Below are 17,933 nucleotides of genomic sequence, written 5' to 3' on the forward strand. Positions count from 1 at the left end.
GTCTTTGGTTACTGCTATGAAAGAGTCAAGGGGAGACAAGCTGTTTCTGATCAGCACCTATATTTATCTGTGCCTTGCCCTGCTGGTTGTTCTCTATCCGCTGGTCTATATTCTCAGCGCTTCGATCAGTTCGCCGCAGGATGTCAATTCGGGAGCCATGTGGCTGTTTCCGAAGAATGTGACACTGGACGGCTACAAGCTTGTTTTTGAGAACCCTAAGATATGGAATGGTTACTTGAATACCATTATTTACACGGTGGCGGGCACCCTGCTCAATCTCGCGGTTACGCTGCCGGCCTCCTATGCGCTCAGCAGATCTGACTTTGTCGGACGCCAGCTGTTTATGGGTATCATTCTGTTCACGATGTTCTTCAGCGGCGGACTCGTGCCGACGTATCTGCTGGTCAAGAACCTGGGCCTCATCAATAGTATGGGCGCATTGATTCTGCCGGTGGCCGCTTCGGTCTGGAACATCGTCGTGGCCCGCACCTTTTTCCAGACGACCATCCCGAAGGAATTGCAGGAGGCGGCGCACATTGACGGCTCTACGAACCTGGGGCTGTTCATCCGTATTATTTTGCCGCTGTCCGCACCGATTATTGCCGTTATGGCCCTGTTCTACGGGGTAGGCCACTGGAACAGCTATTTCCCGTCCCTGATCTATTTGAATGATGAAGCCAAGTATCCGCTGCAGATGGTGCTGCGCCAGATCCTTGTCCTTCAGGAAATGTCGGCCGAAACCACGGGCGCTGCGATCAACGGCGAGGTGGCGATCGCCATGAATAATAAGGCAGAAACGGCATCGCTGATCAAATATGGAGTTATTGTCGTCTCTACGCTACCCATCGTGGCTGTCTATCCGTTCCTGCAGCGTTATTTTGTTCAAGGCGTCATGATTGGCTCAGTTAAAGGCTAAGCGGTTAAAATGTAATGAACATAGGGGAGGAATTATCAATGCAAACCACACGTAAACCATGGAAGCTTCTGCTGTCTTCGGCTATGATCCTGACGTTGCTGGCAGGCTGCGGCAATTCAAACGAAGGGGCCAAGAATAACAGCAGCGGCGAAGTTACTGTGAACAAGGAAGGCTTTCCGATTGTGAATCAGCCCGTAACACTGACGCTCACAGCGCCGGATGTAGGAATTCAGAACTGGGAGAATATGGCGGTGCTCCAGCAGATGCAGGAGATGTCCGGCATTACTATGGAATATAAGAACGCGCCGAAGGACAGCTTCGAGACGAAGAAGAACCTGGTGTTTGCCAGCGGGGATTACCCGGATATCTTCTACGCAGCGGGTCTGACGACTGCAGAACAGATGAATTATGGAGAGCAGGGTATCCTGATCCCTCTGGAGGACCTGATCGAAGAGTATGCCCCGAACTTCAAAGCGCTGCTGGAGGAGTACCCGGATGTCCGCAAATCGATCACAGCCCCGGACGGGCATATCTATTCCTTGCCGGTGGTGGAATTCAGCCAGCACTGGTACCGCAACCCGATGTGGTATAACGGGGATTTCCTGAAGGCGCTCAATATTGACAAGCTTCCCGAAACAACAGAGGAGCTGTATACCTATCTGAAGCGTGTGAAGGAGGAAGATCCGAACGGCAATGGCATTGCTGATGAACTTCCGATTTCCTCAGTTACGACAGCCGCTGCGAACCTCCGCGATATCCGTACCTGGCTGCTGGGAGCCTTCGGGATCTATGAGGAGGAAATTTATGTAGACGATGCGGATAAGGTGCATTATACACCGCTGGAAGAAGGCTACAAGGAGTATCTGACTTATATGAACCGTCTGTGGTCCGAGGAGCTGCTGGATCACGAGAGCTTCTCGCAGACAGCGGAGCAGAAGAAGGCCAAAGCGCAGAACAACCGCGTCGCTCTCTTCTCCGACTGGCATGCTTATATGACCAAGGGCGGAGAGCCTTCGACGTCTGATCCGATGTTTGCGCCAGTCCGCAGCGAATCGGTGGATGCGCCGGCGATTGCCAAGAACAGAGGGATTACAACCGGCGCTTTTGCCATTACGAACAGCAATCCGGAGCCGGAGGCCTCACTGCGCTGGGTAGATTATCTCTACTCCTATGAAGGTGCCTTGTTCTTCAATAAAGGGCCGGAGGGTGTTCTCTGGGAATACACCGACAAAGACAACCGGGTCAAGCAATACCTGCCTGTACCAGACGGCAAGGAAATGGAAGATTACCGGGCCACGCTGACGCCTAACTACGGTATTCCTGCGCCAACTCTGTCCATGGATGATATCAACAAGGGACTGAAGACAGACTTTGACCTCTGGGTAGAACAGGAGACCAAGCAGAAGCTACTGGATAAAGGCGCACGGATTCCGTTCCCGGCCCTGTTCCTCACCGTGGAAGAACAGACCGAGATCAGCAGCCTGAATTCGGATCTGAGCACGTATGTGAAGCAGATGGAAGCGAAGTTCATTACCGGAGCCGAGCCGCTTACGGGGTGGGATAATTATGTGGCGACGGTTAAGAAAATGGGCGGAGAGCGTGTAGCCGAGATCAACCAGGCTGCTTATGACCGCTGGAAAACCAACTAAATTTCATCCGCTGTTGTGCCGCTAAAGAGCGGTATGAATGTCTAAATGCAGAAAGGTGCTGTAAAAATGATCTATAAGGATAAAGCGCGCCCTGTGACCGATCGGGTACAGGACCTGCTGCAGCGCATGACCCTTGGAGAGAAGGCTGGACAATTAGTCCAGCCTTTCGGCTGGCAGTGCTATGAGAAGCACCCTGACGGAACTACAGGTATGACAGAAGCTTTCAAGCGCCAGGTTGCAGCCGGAGGTGTCGGTTCCTTGTATGGAACGCTGCGTGCAGACCCGTGGACCGGCGTTACCCTGGAGACGGGCCTGTCCCCGAAGCAAGGAGCAGAGGCGGTGAATGCCATTCAGGCCTACGCGATGAAGGAGAGCCGGCTGGGGATTCCCATTCTGTTCGGGGAGGAGTGCTCACACGGACATATGGCGATCGGCGCGACCGTATTTCCGGTTCCGCTGGCTCTGGGCAGCATGTGGAATCCGGAGCTGTACCGGGAGATGTGCCGGGCAGTGGCACTGGAGACCCGCAGCCAGGGCGGAGCGGCCACCTATTCGCCGGTGCTGGATGTAGTGCGTGATCCGCGCTGGGGGCGTACGGAGGAGACGTTTGGTGAAGATCCTTATCTCATCGCCGTGATGGGCGTGGAGGCGGTGAAGGGATTGCAGGGAGAACGGCTGGATGCGGAGGATTCCGTGATGGCGACCCTGAAGCATTTCGCCGCCTATGGCAGCTCGGAAGGCGGGCGGAATTCAGCGCCTGTGCATATGGGACTCCGGGAGCTGCATGAAGTCGATCTGCTGCCCTTCCGCAAAGCGGTGGAGGCCGGAGCGCTGTCCATTATGACAGCCTATAACGAGATTGACGGCGTGCCCTGCACGACGAATCGTTATCTGCTGCAGGATGTGCTGCGAGAGCAGTGGGGCTTCGAGGGCTTCGTGATCACGGATTGCGGAGCGCTGGGGATGCTGACAAGCGGGCATAACACCGCGGGTAGCGGGGAGACGGCAGTGGCCCAGGCGCTCCTCGCCGGCATCGATATGGAGATGTCGGGCGAAATGTTCGAGAAGCACATCGCGGCCGCTATCGAGCATGGACGGCTGCAGGAGTCCGATCTGGACCGCGCGGCCGCCCGGATTCTGGAGCTGAAGTTCAAGCTCGGGCTGTTCGACCGTCCCTACGCCGATCCTGAGCAGGCCGGGCAGACGATCGGCAAGCCGGAGCACCGGGAGCTGGCGCGGCGGATCGCCGGAGAGAGCATCATTCTACTGAAGAACGAGAACGGAACGCTGCCGCTGAGCAAGCAGATTCCGAAGCTTGCGGTAATCGGACCCAATGCGGATGCGCCGTATAACCAGCTGGGCGACTATACCTCGCCGCAGCCCAAAGGCGCGATTGTCACTGTGCTTGAGGGAATCCGGCAGGCGTTGGGCGGCAGTGCGGACAAGGTGCTGTATGCACCCGGCTGCCGGATTAAGGGCGATTCCCGGGAAGGCTTCGCCCATGCGCTGGCCTGTGCCGCAGAGGCTGATGCCGTTGTGCTGGCGATTGGCGGCTCCAGTGCCAGAGATTTCGGGGAAGGCACAATCGATCTGCTTACCGGTGCTTCAGTCGTGACTGAGCATTCCTGGAGCGATATGGAATGCGGCGAGGGCATCGACCGGGCCACGCTGAATCTGATGGGCGTACAGCTTGAGCTGGCACAGGAGATTCATAAGCTGGGCAAGCCGCTGATTGTGGTCTACATCAACGGGCGTCCGATTGCCGAGCCATGGATTGTAGAGCATGCTGATGCCATTCTGGAGGCCTGGTATCCGGGCCAGGAAGGCGGGCATGCCATTGCCGATATTCTCTTCGGCGAGGTGAACCCTTCCGGGCGGCTGACGATCAGTATTCCGAAGCATGTGGGTCAGCTTCCGGTCTATTACTATAAACGGCGGACCAGAGGCAAACGGTATCTGGAGACGGACTTCCATGCCGAGTATCCGTTCGGCTACGGCCTCAGCTACAGCGAATTTGCATACAGTAACCTGAAGGTGGAGCCTTCCGTGATATCTGCGGACGGGCAGGCGCTTGTCTCCGTGGATGTGACCAATTCCGGAGACCGGGCGGGGAGCGAGGTGGTCCAGCTGTATATTTCCGATCTGGCCTCCTCCATTACCCGTCCCGAGAAGCAGCTCAAGGGCTTCCGCAAGATCAGCCTCCAGCCGGGAGACACGCAGACGGTGACGTTCAGCGTGGGCCGGGAGCAGCTGGAGTATGTATCTGCGGATTTAACGCGGATCGTGGAAGCGGGAGAATTCGCGGTGATGGCAGGTCCGCACTCCGTAGAGTACTTGACGGCACCGCTCCATGTGAGGGAGGAGAGCTGAGCCATGAAGCGTATGAACCGGTTCACCTTGTGGCTGGCCAAGCGGCAGTGGGCAGAGAAGATAGAGCTTGCGGAATGGAGTATGCAGAGGTCCCGCTATCTTACTCCGGGGAACTATGAACATGAAGAGGAGCTTCACCTGAATTACAGCATTTCACGGCTGGACGGCGGTTATGGAACCACGTATTTCCTTCAGCGGGAGATCACGGTTCCGGGAGACTGGGCGCCGGAAGAAGCCGCGCTGCTCTATCTGGGGCGCGGGGAAGGCCTTTTGAAGATTAATGGAGCACCCTACCATGGCCTGGACAGCAATCACTGGTTCATTCCGCTGCCGCCCGGTACTGCGGGAGGAGAGCTTCAGCTGGAGATTGAGCTGTATGATCCGGTGCCTGAGCCGGAGGACCCGCTGAACCGCCAGGCGGTGATCAAGCCGCCGCTTACAGAGATTGAAATCACGCTGGTGCGGGTGAACCCGTCGGTGTTCAGCCTGCTGCATACAGTGAAAATCGTGCATGAAGCAGCCCTGCTGCTGCCGGAGGGGGATATGCGCCGCATCCGCAGCCTGAAGGCGTTGGAGCGGGTGATGGACACGCTCTATATGAAGGAGGAGCTGCTTCTTGACGGCGATGCCGTCACTGCAGCGGAGCAGCAGTTGCGGACGGAAGCGGCGGCGGAACGCTCTGCGGGGCTGCACCCGGGGACGATGCACATGGTGGGCCAGTCGCATATCGATATCGCCTGGCTGTGGCCGGTCCGGGAGACGGTCCGCAAGGTCAGCCGGACCTTCTCCACGGTCTGCGCTTTGATGGATAAATATCCGGAGTTCCGTTACTCCCAGAGCCAGCCCCAGCTGTATGCCTTCGCCAAGGAGCACTATCCGCAGCTGTACGGGCGGATTAAGGAACGGATTGCCGAAGGGCGCTGGGAGCTGGTCGGCGGCATGTGGGTGGAGCCGGATCTGAACATCCCCGGCGGAGAATCACTGGTACGGCAGATGCTCTACGGCCAGGGCTTCTATATGGAGGAATTCGGCAAGCATTCCACGATTGAATGGCTTCCGGATACCTTCGGCTATTGTGCTTCTCTGCCGCAGCTCTTGAAGCAGGCCGGAATTGAGTACTTCATGACGACCAAGCTCGGCTGGAATGATACCAACCCGTTCCCGCATACGCTGTTCCACTGGGTCGGCATTGACGGAACGAAGATCGTGGCCTATCAGAACCACGGGGTGAACGAGCATACCCATCCGAAGGATGTTCAGGAGCACTGGCAGGCCTATGACCTGAAGGAAGAGCATGAGGAGCTGATGCTGCTCTACGGCCACGGCGACGGCGGAGGCGGGGTTACCCACGAGATGCTGGAATATGTGGCCCGCACCGGTCTCGCGCCGGGCCAGCCGGTCAGCCGATTCTCTACGGCGGAGGCATTCTTCTCAGGAGTCGGCTCGCGCCAGCCGGAGCTTCCGGCATGGCATGGCGACCTCTATCTGGAGCTTCACCGGGGCACCTTCACGACCCATGCGTTCAATAAGCGCAGCAACCGCAAGGCGGAGGTCTTATACCGTCAAGCGGAGATCTGGAGTGTGCTCGCGCAGAAGAATAGTCATCCGGAGCCTGTACAACCGGCGCAGGAGCGGAAGCAGTTGGTGAAGCCGCAGGAGGAGCTGGCCGAAGGCTGGAAGCTGCTGCTGCTCAACCAGTTCCATGACATCATTCCCGGCACCTCCATTCCCGAGGTGTACACCACCTCGCGGGAGGAGTACGCGGAGATCTTCCGCCTGGGCCAGCAGGTGCTGGATACCTCGCTCCGTGCCTTGGCAGGAGAAGTGAATACTGCGGGTGAGGGCCGTCCCTATGTGGTCTTCAACAGTCTGGGCTGGGAACGGACGGAGGTGATCCGGCTGGAGGGAGGCTGCAGCCTGATGGCACTGCAAGCGTTCGATGAGGACGGCCTGCTGGAGAGCGAATGCTGGAACACAGCCGGAGCCGGAGCCGGCTATATCCTGGCTGTTCGGGTCCGCAGGGTCCCTGCCTTCGGCTGCCGGACCTTCTGGCTGCGGGAGGCTGCTGCGCCTGCCGGTATACGCCCTGATCTGGAGGCAGATGCTGTCGGCGGGTGGCACGGGCAGGAGGCTGCTCCCTTAACTGCGCGAGATAGTTTCCCCGAACAATGGGAGACGGACCATTACATTCTTACCTTTAACGAAGACGGTGAAATCAGCCGCTGGGTTGACAAAAGCGCAGGCCGGGAGCTGCTGCAGCCCGGCCAGACCGGCAATCAGCTACAGTTCTATCATGACACTCCCCCGTTGTGGGATGCCTGGGATCTTGACCCGCGTTATGAACAGCAGCCTGCGGGCAAGGCGAAGCTGCTGGACCGGCAGGTTGTCACCAGCGGCCCTGTGCTGACGGTGCTGAAATTCCGCTGGCAGCTGAATGAATCCCTGATTGAGCAGGAGATTACGCTGCCCATGCAAGGCCGCAGGGTGGACTTCCAGACCCGGGTCAGCTGGAGGGAGGAGCATAAGCTGCTGAAGGTCGCTTTTCCGGTCGACATTGTGGCCGCGAAGGCTACGTATGAAATTCCGTTCGGGTCACTGGAGCGTCCGACGCACCGCAACACCAGTTGGGAGCAGGCGCAATTCGAGGTCTGCGGCCATCGCTGGGCGGATCTGTCCGAGGGCGGCTATGGCGTCAGTCTGCTGAACGACTGCAAATACGGCTATGACATTCATGACAGGGTGCTGCGCCTGTCGCTGCTGCGCTCCCCGCGCTGGCCTGACCGCTATGCGGACCAGGGTGAGCATGAATTTACGTATTCCCTGTATCCGCACGGCGGGGAATGGCGTCAGGCTGGGGTTGTGCGCGAAGCGGCAGAGCTGAATGCCCCCTTGCAGGTGGTCAGCGAGGAGCCGCATGCAGGCCGTTATCCAAGCACTCATGCCTGGCTCGCTTTCCAGAGCCGTCATGTCATGCTGGATACGATCAAGCGTGCAGAGGACGGCAGCGGAGTTATTGTCCGGCTGTATGAATCCGCAGGCAGCAGAGAGACGGCTGAACTGGACTGGAGGGACGGAGACATCCGCGCTTCGCAGGTTAATCTGCTGGAGAGCGATGCAGGCTCCGTGGTGACTTCCGGCGGCGTGATTTCGCTCTCCTTCCGGCCCTATGAGGTCCAGACGGTCAAACTATATCACGAAACTTATTCGCAGGAGGAATAGACATGCAAATTACTAGACATCCGAATAATCCTATAGTCGTCCCGGGCGGCTATGAATGGCGCAAGGTTACGGTCTTCAATCCTGCGGTCATCATCGACAACGGCAAATTCTATATGATTGAGCGCACCGCCGGTTCCCTGACCCCGTGCAAGAATTACCTGGGCCTCCTTACGAGCGAGGACGGGGTGAACTTTACCCATGTGAAGGATGAGCCGATTGTGACGCCCGATATGCTCGGTTTCCCGTATGGTAGCGTGCAGGACCCGCGGATTGTCAAAATCGACGGGACCTTCTATTTGAACTACGCCCTGCGCCCCTGCGCCATGAGCTATTATCCTACCGGGGCAGGCGTCCCGGAGCGCTCTATTCCAACCTACCCGGATGGCTGGGGAGAAGAGGAGGGCCACTGGCTGACCCGTTCCTCCATCCTGAAGTCGGACAATCTGCTGGACTGGGAGTTTGTGGCGGACACGACGCCACTGGATATCAATGACCGGGACAACATTCTGTTTCCTGAGAAAATAAATGGAAAATTCGTGCTGCTGCGCCGTCCTGAGGAATATGTGGGCGAAGCCTACGGAACCGAGAAGGCGGCCATGTGGATTACCTACTCCGAGGATCTGGTGAACTGGGAGGAGCCCAAGCTGCTCGCCACCGCCGGGAATCTGTCTTGGGAGTCGCGGAAGATCGGCGGCTCCACGCCTCCAATCCGTACAGACAAGGGCTGGCTGGTGCTCTATCACGGCGTCGATGAGGATATTGTCTACCGTGTGGGAGCGATGCTGCTAGATCTGGAGCAGCCGGAGAAGATCATTGCCCGCACGCATAATTTCATTATGGAGCCGGAGACCTACTATGAGAAATTCGGGTTCCAGATTCCGAATGTCATCTTCCCGACCGGCAACGTGGTCAAGGACGGGCTGCTCTACATTTATTACGGGGTAACGGACACGGCGATTGCGCTCGCGACCGTTCCGCTGGATGAGCTGGTAGAGCATATTCTTAAGGAAGCTAAGTAACTGTTCAGCGTCAGATTTAAAAAAGTGGAATGGAAAAACAGAACATCGTCCTTTTATTTATTTAACATATTTTAACGGAAAACCGAACACAATTGGACTGGTACGCCACGTAAGCCAAATGTAATCGGAAAACCGAACACAATTGGACTGGGTGCACCGCGTAGGCCAAATGTAATCGAAAAACCGAACACAATTGGACTGGGTACGCCACGTAAGCCAAATGTAATCGAAAAACCGAACACAATTGGACTGGGTACGCCACGTAAGCCAAATGTAATTGGAAAACCGAACACAATTGGACTGGGAGCGCCGCGTAGGCCGAATGTAATCGAAAAACCGAACACAATTGGACTGGACGCCCCGCGTAGGCCGAATGTAATCGGAAAACCGAACACAATTGGACTGGGTACGCCACGTAAGCCAAATGTAATCGAAAAACCGAACACAATTGGACTGGGAGCGCCGCGTAGGCCGAATGTAATCGAAAAACCGAACACAATTGGACTGGGAGCGCCGCGTAGGCCGAATGTAATCGAAAAACCGAACACAATTGGACTGGGTGCGCCACGTAGGCCGAATGTAATCGAAAAACCGAACACAATTGGACTGGGAGCGCCGCGTAGGCCGTGCGTTTATCGCAGGTTGTGCCAGAAGTATTTTCACAGAAAAACCGAACATAATGTGCTGGCGCGAAGCGGGCGCATGACTCGTTCCCGGCAGAATGGAACTGCTTAATAGGCGTCATAGACATCATAGGCACTATGGACATAAATGTTGCACGTTTTGCAGCTTCGGTTCATAGATAGCCAGGTGGACGGGCGGATTGTTACACAGAATGCAAGAATATCCCTGCTAAACCGTCTAAGATAGGTACAATCCTGCGTTTTGTGCAACAATTCCGGGTTCGGGTGGATAGGATGAGGGCAATGTTGCATTATGTGCAGGATTTTATACAAAGTTACCCGATTTCTGCCGCGAAAAGTGGATGACACCAGGGAATTCCTGCGCAGCAGCCGCTGCCCGGAAGTCTGCTGTTCACAGGGGTCAAAGAAGCTCCGCCCGGAAGTGCGACTATTCACAGGGTGAAGGATTGGCTGTATGCCACAATCTTTAAGCTTAGTCTATTCAGACAGGTCGGGCGGAAGCTCCGCCCGCTTAAACCGGTCTTTTCGCAGCAGTCCCCTTCAAGGTATGTTCCTTGCGGTACTGCCCCGGCGTCAGACCGGTTTCTTTTTTGAACTTGCGGATGAAATTCGGTGCATCCAGATAGCCCACCTGCTCAATGATTTCCTTGAGCGGAGCGCTGGTATTCACCAACAGCCGGATGACCTCATCCACACGCCGCTGCCAGATATATTGTGAGAAATTGCTGCCGGTCTTCTCTTTGAAGCTCCGGCTTAAATAAGAGGTTGAAATGGCAAATTTGAGTGCCACATGCTCCAGGCTGAGGGTGTAGTCTGCGAACTGCTGGTCCACATAAGCCAGAATATCGTCCATTAAAGAAGACTCGTTGGTCTCCGTATTCCGCTCGACCTGCGCGCAGATGGCAGCGGCGAGAGCGAGCAGGCGGCTCTCCAGCTCCTCCAGCGTCTCGAAGGAGGTCAGCTCCGGCATATTGGCGAACACCTCGTCCATGCCAAGCTCGGAGGCGGTGCGCAGAAAAGCGTTCAGCAGATCAAAGCAGATACAGCGCAGCAGGTGAACCTGAAGCGGTTCATCCTTAATCGTGTCAATGGTGTCGGCAATCATCTGGACGGCTACGGATTCGTTGCCCTGCTTCAGGCTCTGCTCCAGCTTCAGCATGGATTTGCGCGGAATCCAGAAGCTCTCGGCAGCAGGCAGACTCAGCTCGGCCAGTTGCTCGAAGTAGGTGACCTGTCCACTGCGCCGGATCATCCGGTGCTCCAGAGCTGCGGCAGCTTCGATGAAGGACTGGTTAAGCCGGGCCAAATCTCGGTAGGCCATGCCGACACCGATACTCAGAGAGAGCTGCGAATGCTCGCGGATCACGGCTTGAACCGCTTCAATAACCTGCTCCATCCGGCTCTGAACCGGCAGGTCTTCATCGCCGGGGAGTGAAATAATCAGGGCGAACTGGTCCTTGACCGAGAATTCAATCCCGAAGATCTGAGCACCCGGTCCCGGCAGACAGATATTGCTGAGCATCTCCTGCAGCACATGGCGCTCCTGCCAGGAATTGCCGCCAGGGGCGTCATCCCAAGACAGAATGGCCGAGAAATAGAGGCCTTGTCCCTGCGGATGCCTGAAGCCTGCACTGAGGATCATCTGCTCAATTTCGGGATCATCCGGCTTGCCGTGCTTGAGCAGCAGCAACATGCACTGATTGCGGACGAACGGCTCCTGAAGATCAATTCTGGCACTGTAATCATGAAGTGTCTGCCGGATCGACTCCCATTCATTCCGGAGCTTGGAAGTGTCATTGCCGCTGCCTCGCAGCTTGGCGAATTCCATCAGGTCCCGGATCGGATGATACTGCCGTTTGGCCAGCAGCAGTGCGGCAGCTATGCCGGTAATGACTGCAATACAGAAGACGATCAGGATCAGGGTCTGGACATGGGCGACACGGCTGAAGAATTGGAAGCTGGGCATCGTGGTCACGTAGGTCCAGCCATTTTCTTCCGACTGTACAGAAACGACGGAGTACTGTTCCCCGTCCAGCACCAGATTATGAATCCCCGGCTCAAGTGCGGATATATTCTTAAGCTCGTTCTGGGGAAGGCTGGCGCCGTGACTGTTCGCGGTCAGCACCTCGCCGGAGGGGCCGAAAATATAGCTGCTTCCCGAGAAATCGCTCAGAATCGAATCCATAACTCCCGTAAGATTGGATTCCTTCATCAAATAGACGACTGTCCCGTAAGGGAACGGGTCATTCGGTTTCACGGGTACAAGCATGGCGAGCATCGGCTCCATGCGGGAATTAACCGTCACATTCTCGGCGGGACGGACCATCGGCTGCCGGGCCTCATTCAAGTCCTGCCGCAAGTCTTCCGGGCTCCAGCGCTCGAACTGATAGAGGGTACTGAAGGTGACATGAAGATCAGCCAGGCCCCGGTAAGAATAAATGTTGGAATCTTCATGGAAATAGAGAAACAAATCCTCTGCAATGCTGCTGCTGGCCTTATAATTTGCCAGTGCCTGAATGGCCTCCAGGCTGTAGTAGGGATGCCGCACCATATAAGGAGTCAGATGCTTGTCATAGGCGATTCTTCCCGCTATTTCCTGAAGCTCATTCATACGGTCGTCTATCGTGCTCTTCACCTGATTCAGCTGATTGACATTGGATTGTTCAATTTCCATACGCAGGCCCTTGACGGCGTTTTCATAGACAAAGATAGTTACACCTGTCAGAGGAACCAGGAACATGAGAATGTAGGAAAATGCATATTTCAGCAGCAGCCTTGATTTGAAATGATTCCAGCTGAGCCGGAAGCGGTTGAGTAAGGATGGCTTGATTGCTTGATTTACCATGAAGCGGACCCTCCAGTGTTAAAAATATTCAGATTAGAAATCTTTACAGAAATCTTTATAGAAATCTTTGAATTATAAATCACTGTTCTCTTCCGGATTGCATCTATGCTAGTATAAACATTATAACATTATAATCTTTAGAATGGAGTAGCGTCTCAGGTTTCTTAAAATAAAAGGGTCGATACTTTTCCCTGGACCTAGCATCCTTATATTTCCGCCAGAACCGGCACCGTCTTCTTCAGGACGGCAAAGCCGTTTCTACTTGAAATATAAGAATTTATATCTTCACGTTATAAATGATCCTTCTATTTCTCGCTGAAACGGTGCCATCCTTTATAAGGACGGCAAAGCCGTTTCTACTTGTTAAATATAAGGATGTAAAGGTTTCATGTCATTAACCATTTTTTAGAGGGCGCTTGTATATCCAGGTTAGAGAAGGAGATGGAGGAGTGGGCACAGAGAATGTGCTGCGCAATTTGCAGCTTGTTGACGGGCAGATGGTTGATATTTCCATCCGTGACGGGATCATCACCGCCATTACACCGCCAGGCCAGGCTGAAGGAGAAACCCTGCTGGACGGTTCCGGGTTATTTGTATCAAGCGGATGGATTGATCTGCATGTGCATGCTGTACCGGAGCTGCATCCTTACGGCGATGAGATTGACGAAATTGGAGTGAAGCAGGGGGTAACTGCTCTGGTGGATGCCGGAAGCTGCGGTGCAGACCGGATCGGAGACTTCTATACCCGGAGTCTGGAGGCGGCCACCCAGGTGTTCGCTTTGCTGAATATCTCGAGAATCGGGCTGGAGCGGACCGATGAGCTGTCGCAGCTGGAATGGATCGACCGGACCAAGGTTCTGGAGGCGGCAGCCGCCTATCCCGGATTCATTGTCGGTCTGAAAGCCCGCATCAGCCAGAGTGTCGTCAAGGACAGCGGCATACAGCCGCTTAAGCTGGCACGCACACTGTCGGAGGAGACGGGGCTTCCGCTGATGGTGCATATCGGCTCCGCTCCGCCGGCGGTCTCCGGAGTGCTGGAGCTGCTGCAGCGGGGTGATGTGATCACTCATTATCTTAACGGCAAACCCAATAATCTGTTTGAGGAAGACGGTGCGCCGCTGCAAGGGCTGCTGGATGCAGTTGCCCGGGGCGTTCATCTGGATGTGGGGCATGGCACGGCGAGCTTCTCCTTCCGGGTGGCTGAACAGGCGAAGGCGGCAGGCATCGCGCTGAATACGATCAGTACGGATATTTACCGGGGCAACCGTCTGAACGGGCCGGTATACAGCATGTCGAACCTGCTGACGAAATTCCTCTATCTCGGCTACAGTCTGGAGGAGGTCATCCGTGCGGTCACTACCAGCGCAGCGGAATGGCTGGGCAAGCCGGAGCTCGCCCGGATCAGAGTTGGGCAGCAGGCGAACCTGACCTTATTTGCCCTGCAAGCAGGCGAGAAGCAGCTTACGGACTCGGAAGGCGATGTCCGGGCCGCACACCACTATATTGAGGCTAAAGGAGTCTATGTCAATGGATCACTCATTACAGGCTAGATATGGATTGAAGCGTGTAATTAATGCCAGCGGAAGAATGAGCATTCTTGGGGTCTCCGCGCCGACGGATTCAGTCATGGAGGCAATGAAGCAGGGCGGGCAGCAGTACGCGGAAATTGCGGACCTTGTGGACAAATCCGGGGCGTACATTGCCCGGCTGCTTGGGGCGGAAGGGGCGGTTGTCGTAAACTCGGCATCCAGCGGCATTGCGTTGTCGGTAGCAGCTATTGTGACGACCGGAGACCCGAGGCTTAGCCTCCGCCTGCACCAGGAGCCGGTGCTGAAGAATGAGATCATTATACTCAAGGGCCATAATGTGCAATATGGAGCGCCGGTCGAAACCATGGTATTCCTCGGCGGGGGCCGGGTGGTGGAAGCAGGATATGCCAACGAAGGGCGCAAGGAGCATATCGAACAGGCGATCGGTGAGCGTACCGCAGCCATTCTCTACGTCAAATCCCATCACGCCGTCCAGAAGAATATGATCTCCGTGGAGGAAGCCTGGGAGGTTGCACAGCGCAGAGGGGTGCCGCTGATTGTGGATGCGGCAGCGGAAGAGGACCTGTCCAAATATGTCCGGTATTCCGATTTGGCCATTTACAGCGGCTCGAAGGCGGTGGAAGGCCCGACCTCAGGCATTGTCGCCGGCAAAACAAAGTATATCGAATGGCTGAAGGTACAACTGCACGGCATCGGCCGCAGCATGAAGGTCGGCAAGGAGACCATCTTCGGACTGCTGCAGGCACTGGAGGAATACCAGGATAAAGCTGACAACAGCGGGCTGGAAAAGCAGGCGCTGGAGGCTCTTCAGCCGCTGGCCGCCCTTCCCGGAGTTTTCGTCCGCATCGTGCAGGATGAAGCGGGCAGAGCGATTTTTCGTGGACGGGTCCAGATTGATGCCTCTGCGGCGGGAATGGATGCGAAGACGGTCAATGACCGGCTGCGTGAAGGCACGATTGCGGTGTATACCCGGGACTATGGCGTGAAGCAGGGCTATTTCGATATCGATCCAAGGCCGCTGCAAGGGGATGATCTTCAGGTCATCGTCAGCAGAATCAATGAAATTATGGGAGGTAAACAATAATGGGCAAGATTGAGCAGCGCTTCTATAAGAATAGAGCCGCACTTAATGTGCTGGCCGGCAGCATCGGCAATGCTAAGGATGTGTATGAAGCAGCGGACGGGCATGTGCTGGTGGGCGTGCTCTCCAAAAACTATGCCACCGCACAGGAAGCGGCCGCTGCCATGACGGAATATGGCCAATCTATTGAGGATGCCGTATCGATCGGACTCGGGGCTGGAGACAACCGCCAGGCGTCCGTTGTGGCGGAGATTGCCTTGAGCTATGCGGGCAGCCATATCAATCAGGTGTTTCCGGCAGTGGGGGCAACCCGCGCCAACCTGGGAGCGAAGGATAGCTGGATTAACAGTCTGGTCTCTCCCTGCGGGCAGCCGGGATATGTAAATATATCGACCGGTCCCGTCAGTTCGGGGGTCGTGCAGCATGCTATTGTTCCTGTTCATGCTGCCATTGCGCTGGTGCGTGACATGGGCGGCAATGCGCTCAAATATTATCCGATGCAGGGACTGAAGCTGGAGGAGGAATACCGCGCGGTGGCCAAGGCCTGCGGGGAAGCGGGATTTGCCCTGGAGCCAACGGGCGGAATCGACCTGGATAACTTTGGACCTATCCTGGAGATTGCGCTTCAGGCAGGCGTGCCGCAGGTGATCCCGCATGTCTATTCCTCGATTATTGATCCGCAGACCGGGAGTACGAACGTACAGGATGTCCGCAGACTGCTGGGTACGATGAAATCGCTGGTGGACCAGTATGCCTAGAATTGCAGCCTTTGGCGAAGTGATGATGCGGCTGCAGGTCCCGGGGGTTGAGACGCTGGCCCAGGGCAGCAGGCTGGAGTATTCTTTTTCCGGCAGCGGGGTGAATGTAACGGCGGCCCTCTCCAGATACGGCCACAACGGTGCACTCATTACCACCCTGCCGGAAACTCCGGTAGGTGAAGCGGCGATCGCCTATCTCCGCAAGCTTGGGGTGGACACGTCGCTGATCAGCCGGGGCGGCAAGCACCTGGGGATGTATTTTCTGGAGAATGGGTTTGGAGCACGCCCCGGCAGAGTGACCTACACAGACCGGCTGGGCAGCAGCTTTAATACTGCGGAGGCAGACCATTATGATATGGCGGCGCTTGCCTCCCGTGTGGACGTCCTGCATTTATGCGGCATTACGCTGGCGATGAATGAAGGCGTGCGCCGGCAGATGAAGCAGCTGGCTGCGGAAGTGAAGAGGGCCGGAGGCAAGGTGGTCTTCGACTGCAATTACCGTCCGGCGCTATGGGGAGCGGATGGATATGCTAAGGCCCGCCCGCACTATGAGGAACTGCTTACGCTGGCCGATACGGTGATGATGAATGAGAAGGATGCGCAGTTTATCCTTGGCATCGGAACGGGAGAATATGATAGAATAACACAGTTAAAGCAAGCGATTCCCGAAGTGGCGGAGCGCTTCGGAATCGGAACGGCAGCGGGAACCCACCGTGAGATTAACGCTGACAATACGCATTCTCTGACAGGCTATATCTATCATCAAGGGATGTTCCGGTTCTCCCGCAAGCTTACCTTCCCAGTGTATGACCGGATCGGTGCCGGCGATGCCTTTACCAGTGGTGTCATCCACGGTGAATTGCAGCAGTACCCGCAGCAGCAGACGGTGGATATGGCAGCGGCGGCGGCGATGCTGGCCCATACCACCCAAGGCGATACAGCGCTTTTTACCGAGAGTGAGGTGCTCCGGGCGCTGTGTGGCCATACCTTAGATGTTGAAAGGTAGTGAACCCAAGCGTGTCTCTGAAACGCAAGCAAGGCCCCTTATATCAGCAGATTCAAAAAATCCTCAAAGACCGGATTCTGCACGGGGTATATCCTCTGGGGAGTATCATCCCCTCCGAGCCGCAGCTGGAAAAGGAATTCGGCGTCAGCAAAATGACGATCCGCGGCGCAGTCCAGGAGCTGTCCCAGGAAGGCTATGTGCAGAAGAAAAGCGGCATCGGAACGATTGTGACGCGCAATACCTCCTATCAGAAGCTCTCCAAGGGTAAACGGTTCACGGAGCTGCTCGTAGAAGAGGGTCATAAGCTGGAAAAAAGGCTGCTGGCTTCCGAACGCATCGCAAACGAGGCCGGAACGGAAGAATACGCCCGCTACGGGCCGTATTGCCAGCGGATTGAACGTCTATATATTCTGAATGGACAGCCTTATATTCATCTGATGCATTTCCTGACGGCAGCCGCACTTCCCGGCGGAGGAGCCAGAGGAATGGATACCGATATCCAATCCCTGTATGACTCGCTGGAAGAGAACGACATCGTGCTGGAGAACTTCAAGGACCGCTTCTTTGTCGAACCTGCACCTCCTGAGGTCTGCCTGCTGCTGGAGCTTCCGCCGGGAACGCATGTCCTCAAGCGACTGCGTAACTCCTACGATGGGGAAGGCAGACTGATTGAACACAGCATCGGCTGCTATAATACGGAGCTCCATCATTATCTGGTCAGCTACGACACTTGAAGCTGCTTAGGATATGAGTATCTCCTACACCATGGACATAGATTTCTTTATATTCGACACCCGCGCCTTCTGCATGCAGCGGGTCTTTTTTTTGAAAGATGGAAACTTAATAAAACATAGTGAATTAATGAGAATTTTAACT

At 55.8% G+C, this 17,933-nt stretch carries 12 protein-coding genes; 10 read left to right on the forward strand and 2 right to left on the reverse strand.

Annotated elements, in window-relative coordinates; genetic code table 11:
• Positions 1–4: 4 nt before the first annotated feature.
• From MKZ24_RS08930 to MKZ24_RS08950, 5 genes are all read left to right on the forward strand, one after another.
• Positions 5–916 carry a carbohydrate ABC transporter permease gene (locus MKZ24_RS08930; protein WP_042239795.1) on the forward strand — a complete coding sequence of 304 codons (912 nt, stop codon included), beginning with the start codon at positions 5–7 and terminating at the stop codon, positions 914–916.
• A gap of 38 nt (positions 917–954) precedes the next feature.
• Complete coding sequence (locus tag MKZ24_RS08935) at positions 955–2,565, forward strand: extracellular solute-binding protein (RefSeq protein WP_340782213.1); 1,611 nt, start codon at positions 955–957, stop codon at positions 2,563–2,565.
• Positions 2,566–2,631: 66 nt separating this feature from the next.
• Positions 2,632–4,935, forward strand: a complete 2,304-nt coding sequence (locus MKZ24_RS08940) for a glycoside hydrolase family 3 N-terminal domain-containing protein (protein WP_340782215.1) — start codon at positions 2,632–2,634, stop codon at positions 4,933–4,935.
• A 3-nt stretch (positions 4,936–4,938) separates the two neighbouring features.
• Complete coding sequence (locus MKZ24_RS08945; protein ID WP_340782218.1) at positions 4,939–8,154, forward strand: alpha-mannosidase; 3,216 nt, start codon at positions 4,939–4,941, stop codon at positions 8,152–8,154.
• 2 nt (positions 8,155–8,156) lie between these two features.
• Complete coding sequence (locus MKZ24_RS08950; protein ID WP_042239790.1) at positions 8,157–9,173, forward strand: glycoside hydrolase family 130 protein; 1,017 nt, start codon at positions 8,157–8,159, stop codon at positions 9,171–9,173.
• A gap of 71 nt (positions 9,174–9,244) precedes the next feature.
• Here MKZ24_RS08950 and MKZ24_RS08955 read toward each other — a convergent pair whose 3' ends face one another.
• Both MKZ24_RS08955 and MKZ24_RS08960 read right to left on the reverse strand, forming a co-directional pair.
• Positions 9,245–9,772 (reverse strand): hypothetical protein, encoded by a 528-nt coding sequence (locus MKZ24_RS08955; protein WP_340782223.1) that lies wholly within the window; start codon positions 9,770–9,772, stop codon positions 9,245–9,247.
• 556 nt (positions 9,773–10,328) lie between these two features.
• The gene (locus MKZ24_RS08960; RefSeq protein WP_340782226.1) at positions 10,329–12,662 is read right to left on the reverse strand and encodes a helix-turn-helix domain-containing protein; all 2,334 of its coding nucleotides are present in this window, start codon (positions 12,660–12,662) and stop codon (positions 10,329–10,331) included.
• A gap of 497 nt (positions 12,663–13,159) precedes the next feature.
• Between MKZ24_RS08960 and MKZ24_RS08965 the strand changes: the two genes are divergently transcribed.
• From MKZ24_RS08965 to MKZ24_RS08985, 5 genes are read left to right on the forward strand one after another with little or no spacing between them, the layout of a single operon-like run.
• Positions 13,160–14,212: an amidohydrolase/deacetylase family metallohydrolase gene (locus tag MKZ24_RS08965; RefSeq protein WP_042243558.1), complete on the forward strand. Its 1,053-nt coding sequence runs from the start codon at positions 13,160–13,162 to the stop codon at positions 14,210–14,212.
• The gene (locus MKZ24_RS08970; protein WP_340782228.1) at positions 14,190–15,296 is read left to right on the forward strand and encodes a DgaE family pyridoxal phosphate-dependent ammonia lyase; all 1,107 of its coding nucleotides are present in this window, start codon (positions 14,190–14,192) and stop codon (positions 15,294–15,296) included. Before MKZ24_RS08965 ends, MKZ24_RS08970 begins: the two co-directional genes overlap by 23 nt.
• Positions 15,296–16,051, forward strand: coding sequence for a 2-dehydro-3-deoxy-phosphogluconate aldolase (gene dagF, locus MKZ24_RS08975; protein ID WP_340782230.1), 756 nt, complete (start codon positions 15,296–15,298; stop codon positions 16,049–16,051). The genes MKZ24_RS08970 and dagF overlap by 1 nt, the downstream gene beginning before the upstream one ends.
• On the forward strand, positions 16,044–17,057 hold the full coding sequence (locus MKZ24_RS08980; RefSeq protein WP_042239782.1) for a sugar kinase: 1,014 nt from the start codon (positions 16,044–16,046) through the stop codon (positions 17,055–17,057). Before dagF ends, MKZ24_RS08980 begins: the two co-directional genes overlap by 8 nt.
• Complete coding sequence (locus MKZ24_RS08985; RefSeq protein ID WP_197072999.1) at positions 17,057–17,791, forward strand: GntR family transcriptional regulator; 735 nt, start codon at positions 17,057–17,059, stop codon at positions 17,789–17,791. The genes MKZ24_RS08980 and MKZ24_RS08985 overlap by 1 nt, the downstream gene beginning before the upstream one ends.
• Positions 17,792–17,933: the final 142 nt, after the last annotated feature.

This window comes from Paenibacillus sp. FSL R7-0297 (assembly GCF_038009025.1).
Classification (GTDB): Bacteria; Bacillota; Bacilli; order Paenibacillales; family Paenibacillaceae; genus Paenibacillus_AQ.

Coding starts and splice junctions, on each gene's coding strand:
- MKZ24_RS08970 (WP_340782228.1), top strand. CDS start 14,190: ATGGATCACTCATTACAGGCTAGATATGGATTGAAGCGTGTAATTAAT.
- MKZ24_RS08945 (WP_340782218.1), top strand. CDS start 4,939: ATGAAGCGTATGAACCGGTTCACCTTGTGGCTGGCCAAGCGGCAGTGG.
- MKZ24_RS08980 (WP_042239782.1), top strand. CDS start 16,044: ATGCCTAGAATTGCAGCCTTTGGCGAAGTGATGATGCGGCTGCAGGTC.
- MKZ24_RS08960 (WP_340782226.1), bottom strand. CDS start 12,662: ATGGTAAATCAAGCAATCAAGCCATCCTTACTCAACCGCTTCCGGCTC.
- MKZ24_RS08940 (WP_340782215.1), top strand. CDS start 2,632: ATGATCTATAAGGATAAAGCGCGCCCTGTGACCGATCGGGTACAGGAC.
- MKZ24_RS08965 (WP_042243558.1), top strand. CDS start 13,160: ATGGTTGATATTTCCATCCGTGACGGGATCATCACCGCCATTACACCG.
- dagF (WP_340782230.1), top strand. CDS start 15,296: ATGGGCAAGATTGAGCAGCGCTTCTATAAGAATAGAGCCGCACTTAAT.
- MKZ24_RS08935 (WP_340782213.1), top strand. CDS start 955: ATGCAAACCACACGTAAACCATGGAAGCTTCTGCTGTCTTCGGCTATG.
- MKZ24_RS08950 (WP_042239790.1), top strand. CDS start 8,157: ATGCAAATTACTAGACATCCGAATAATCCTATAGTCGTCCCGGGCGGC.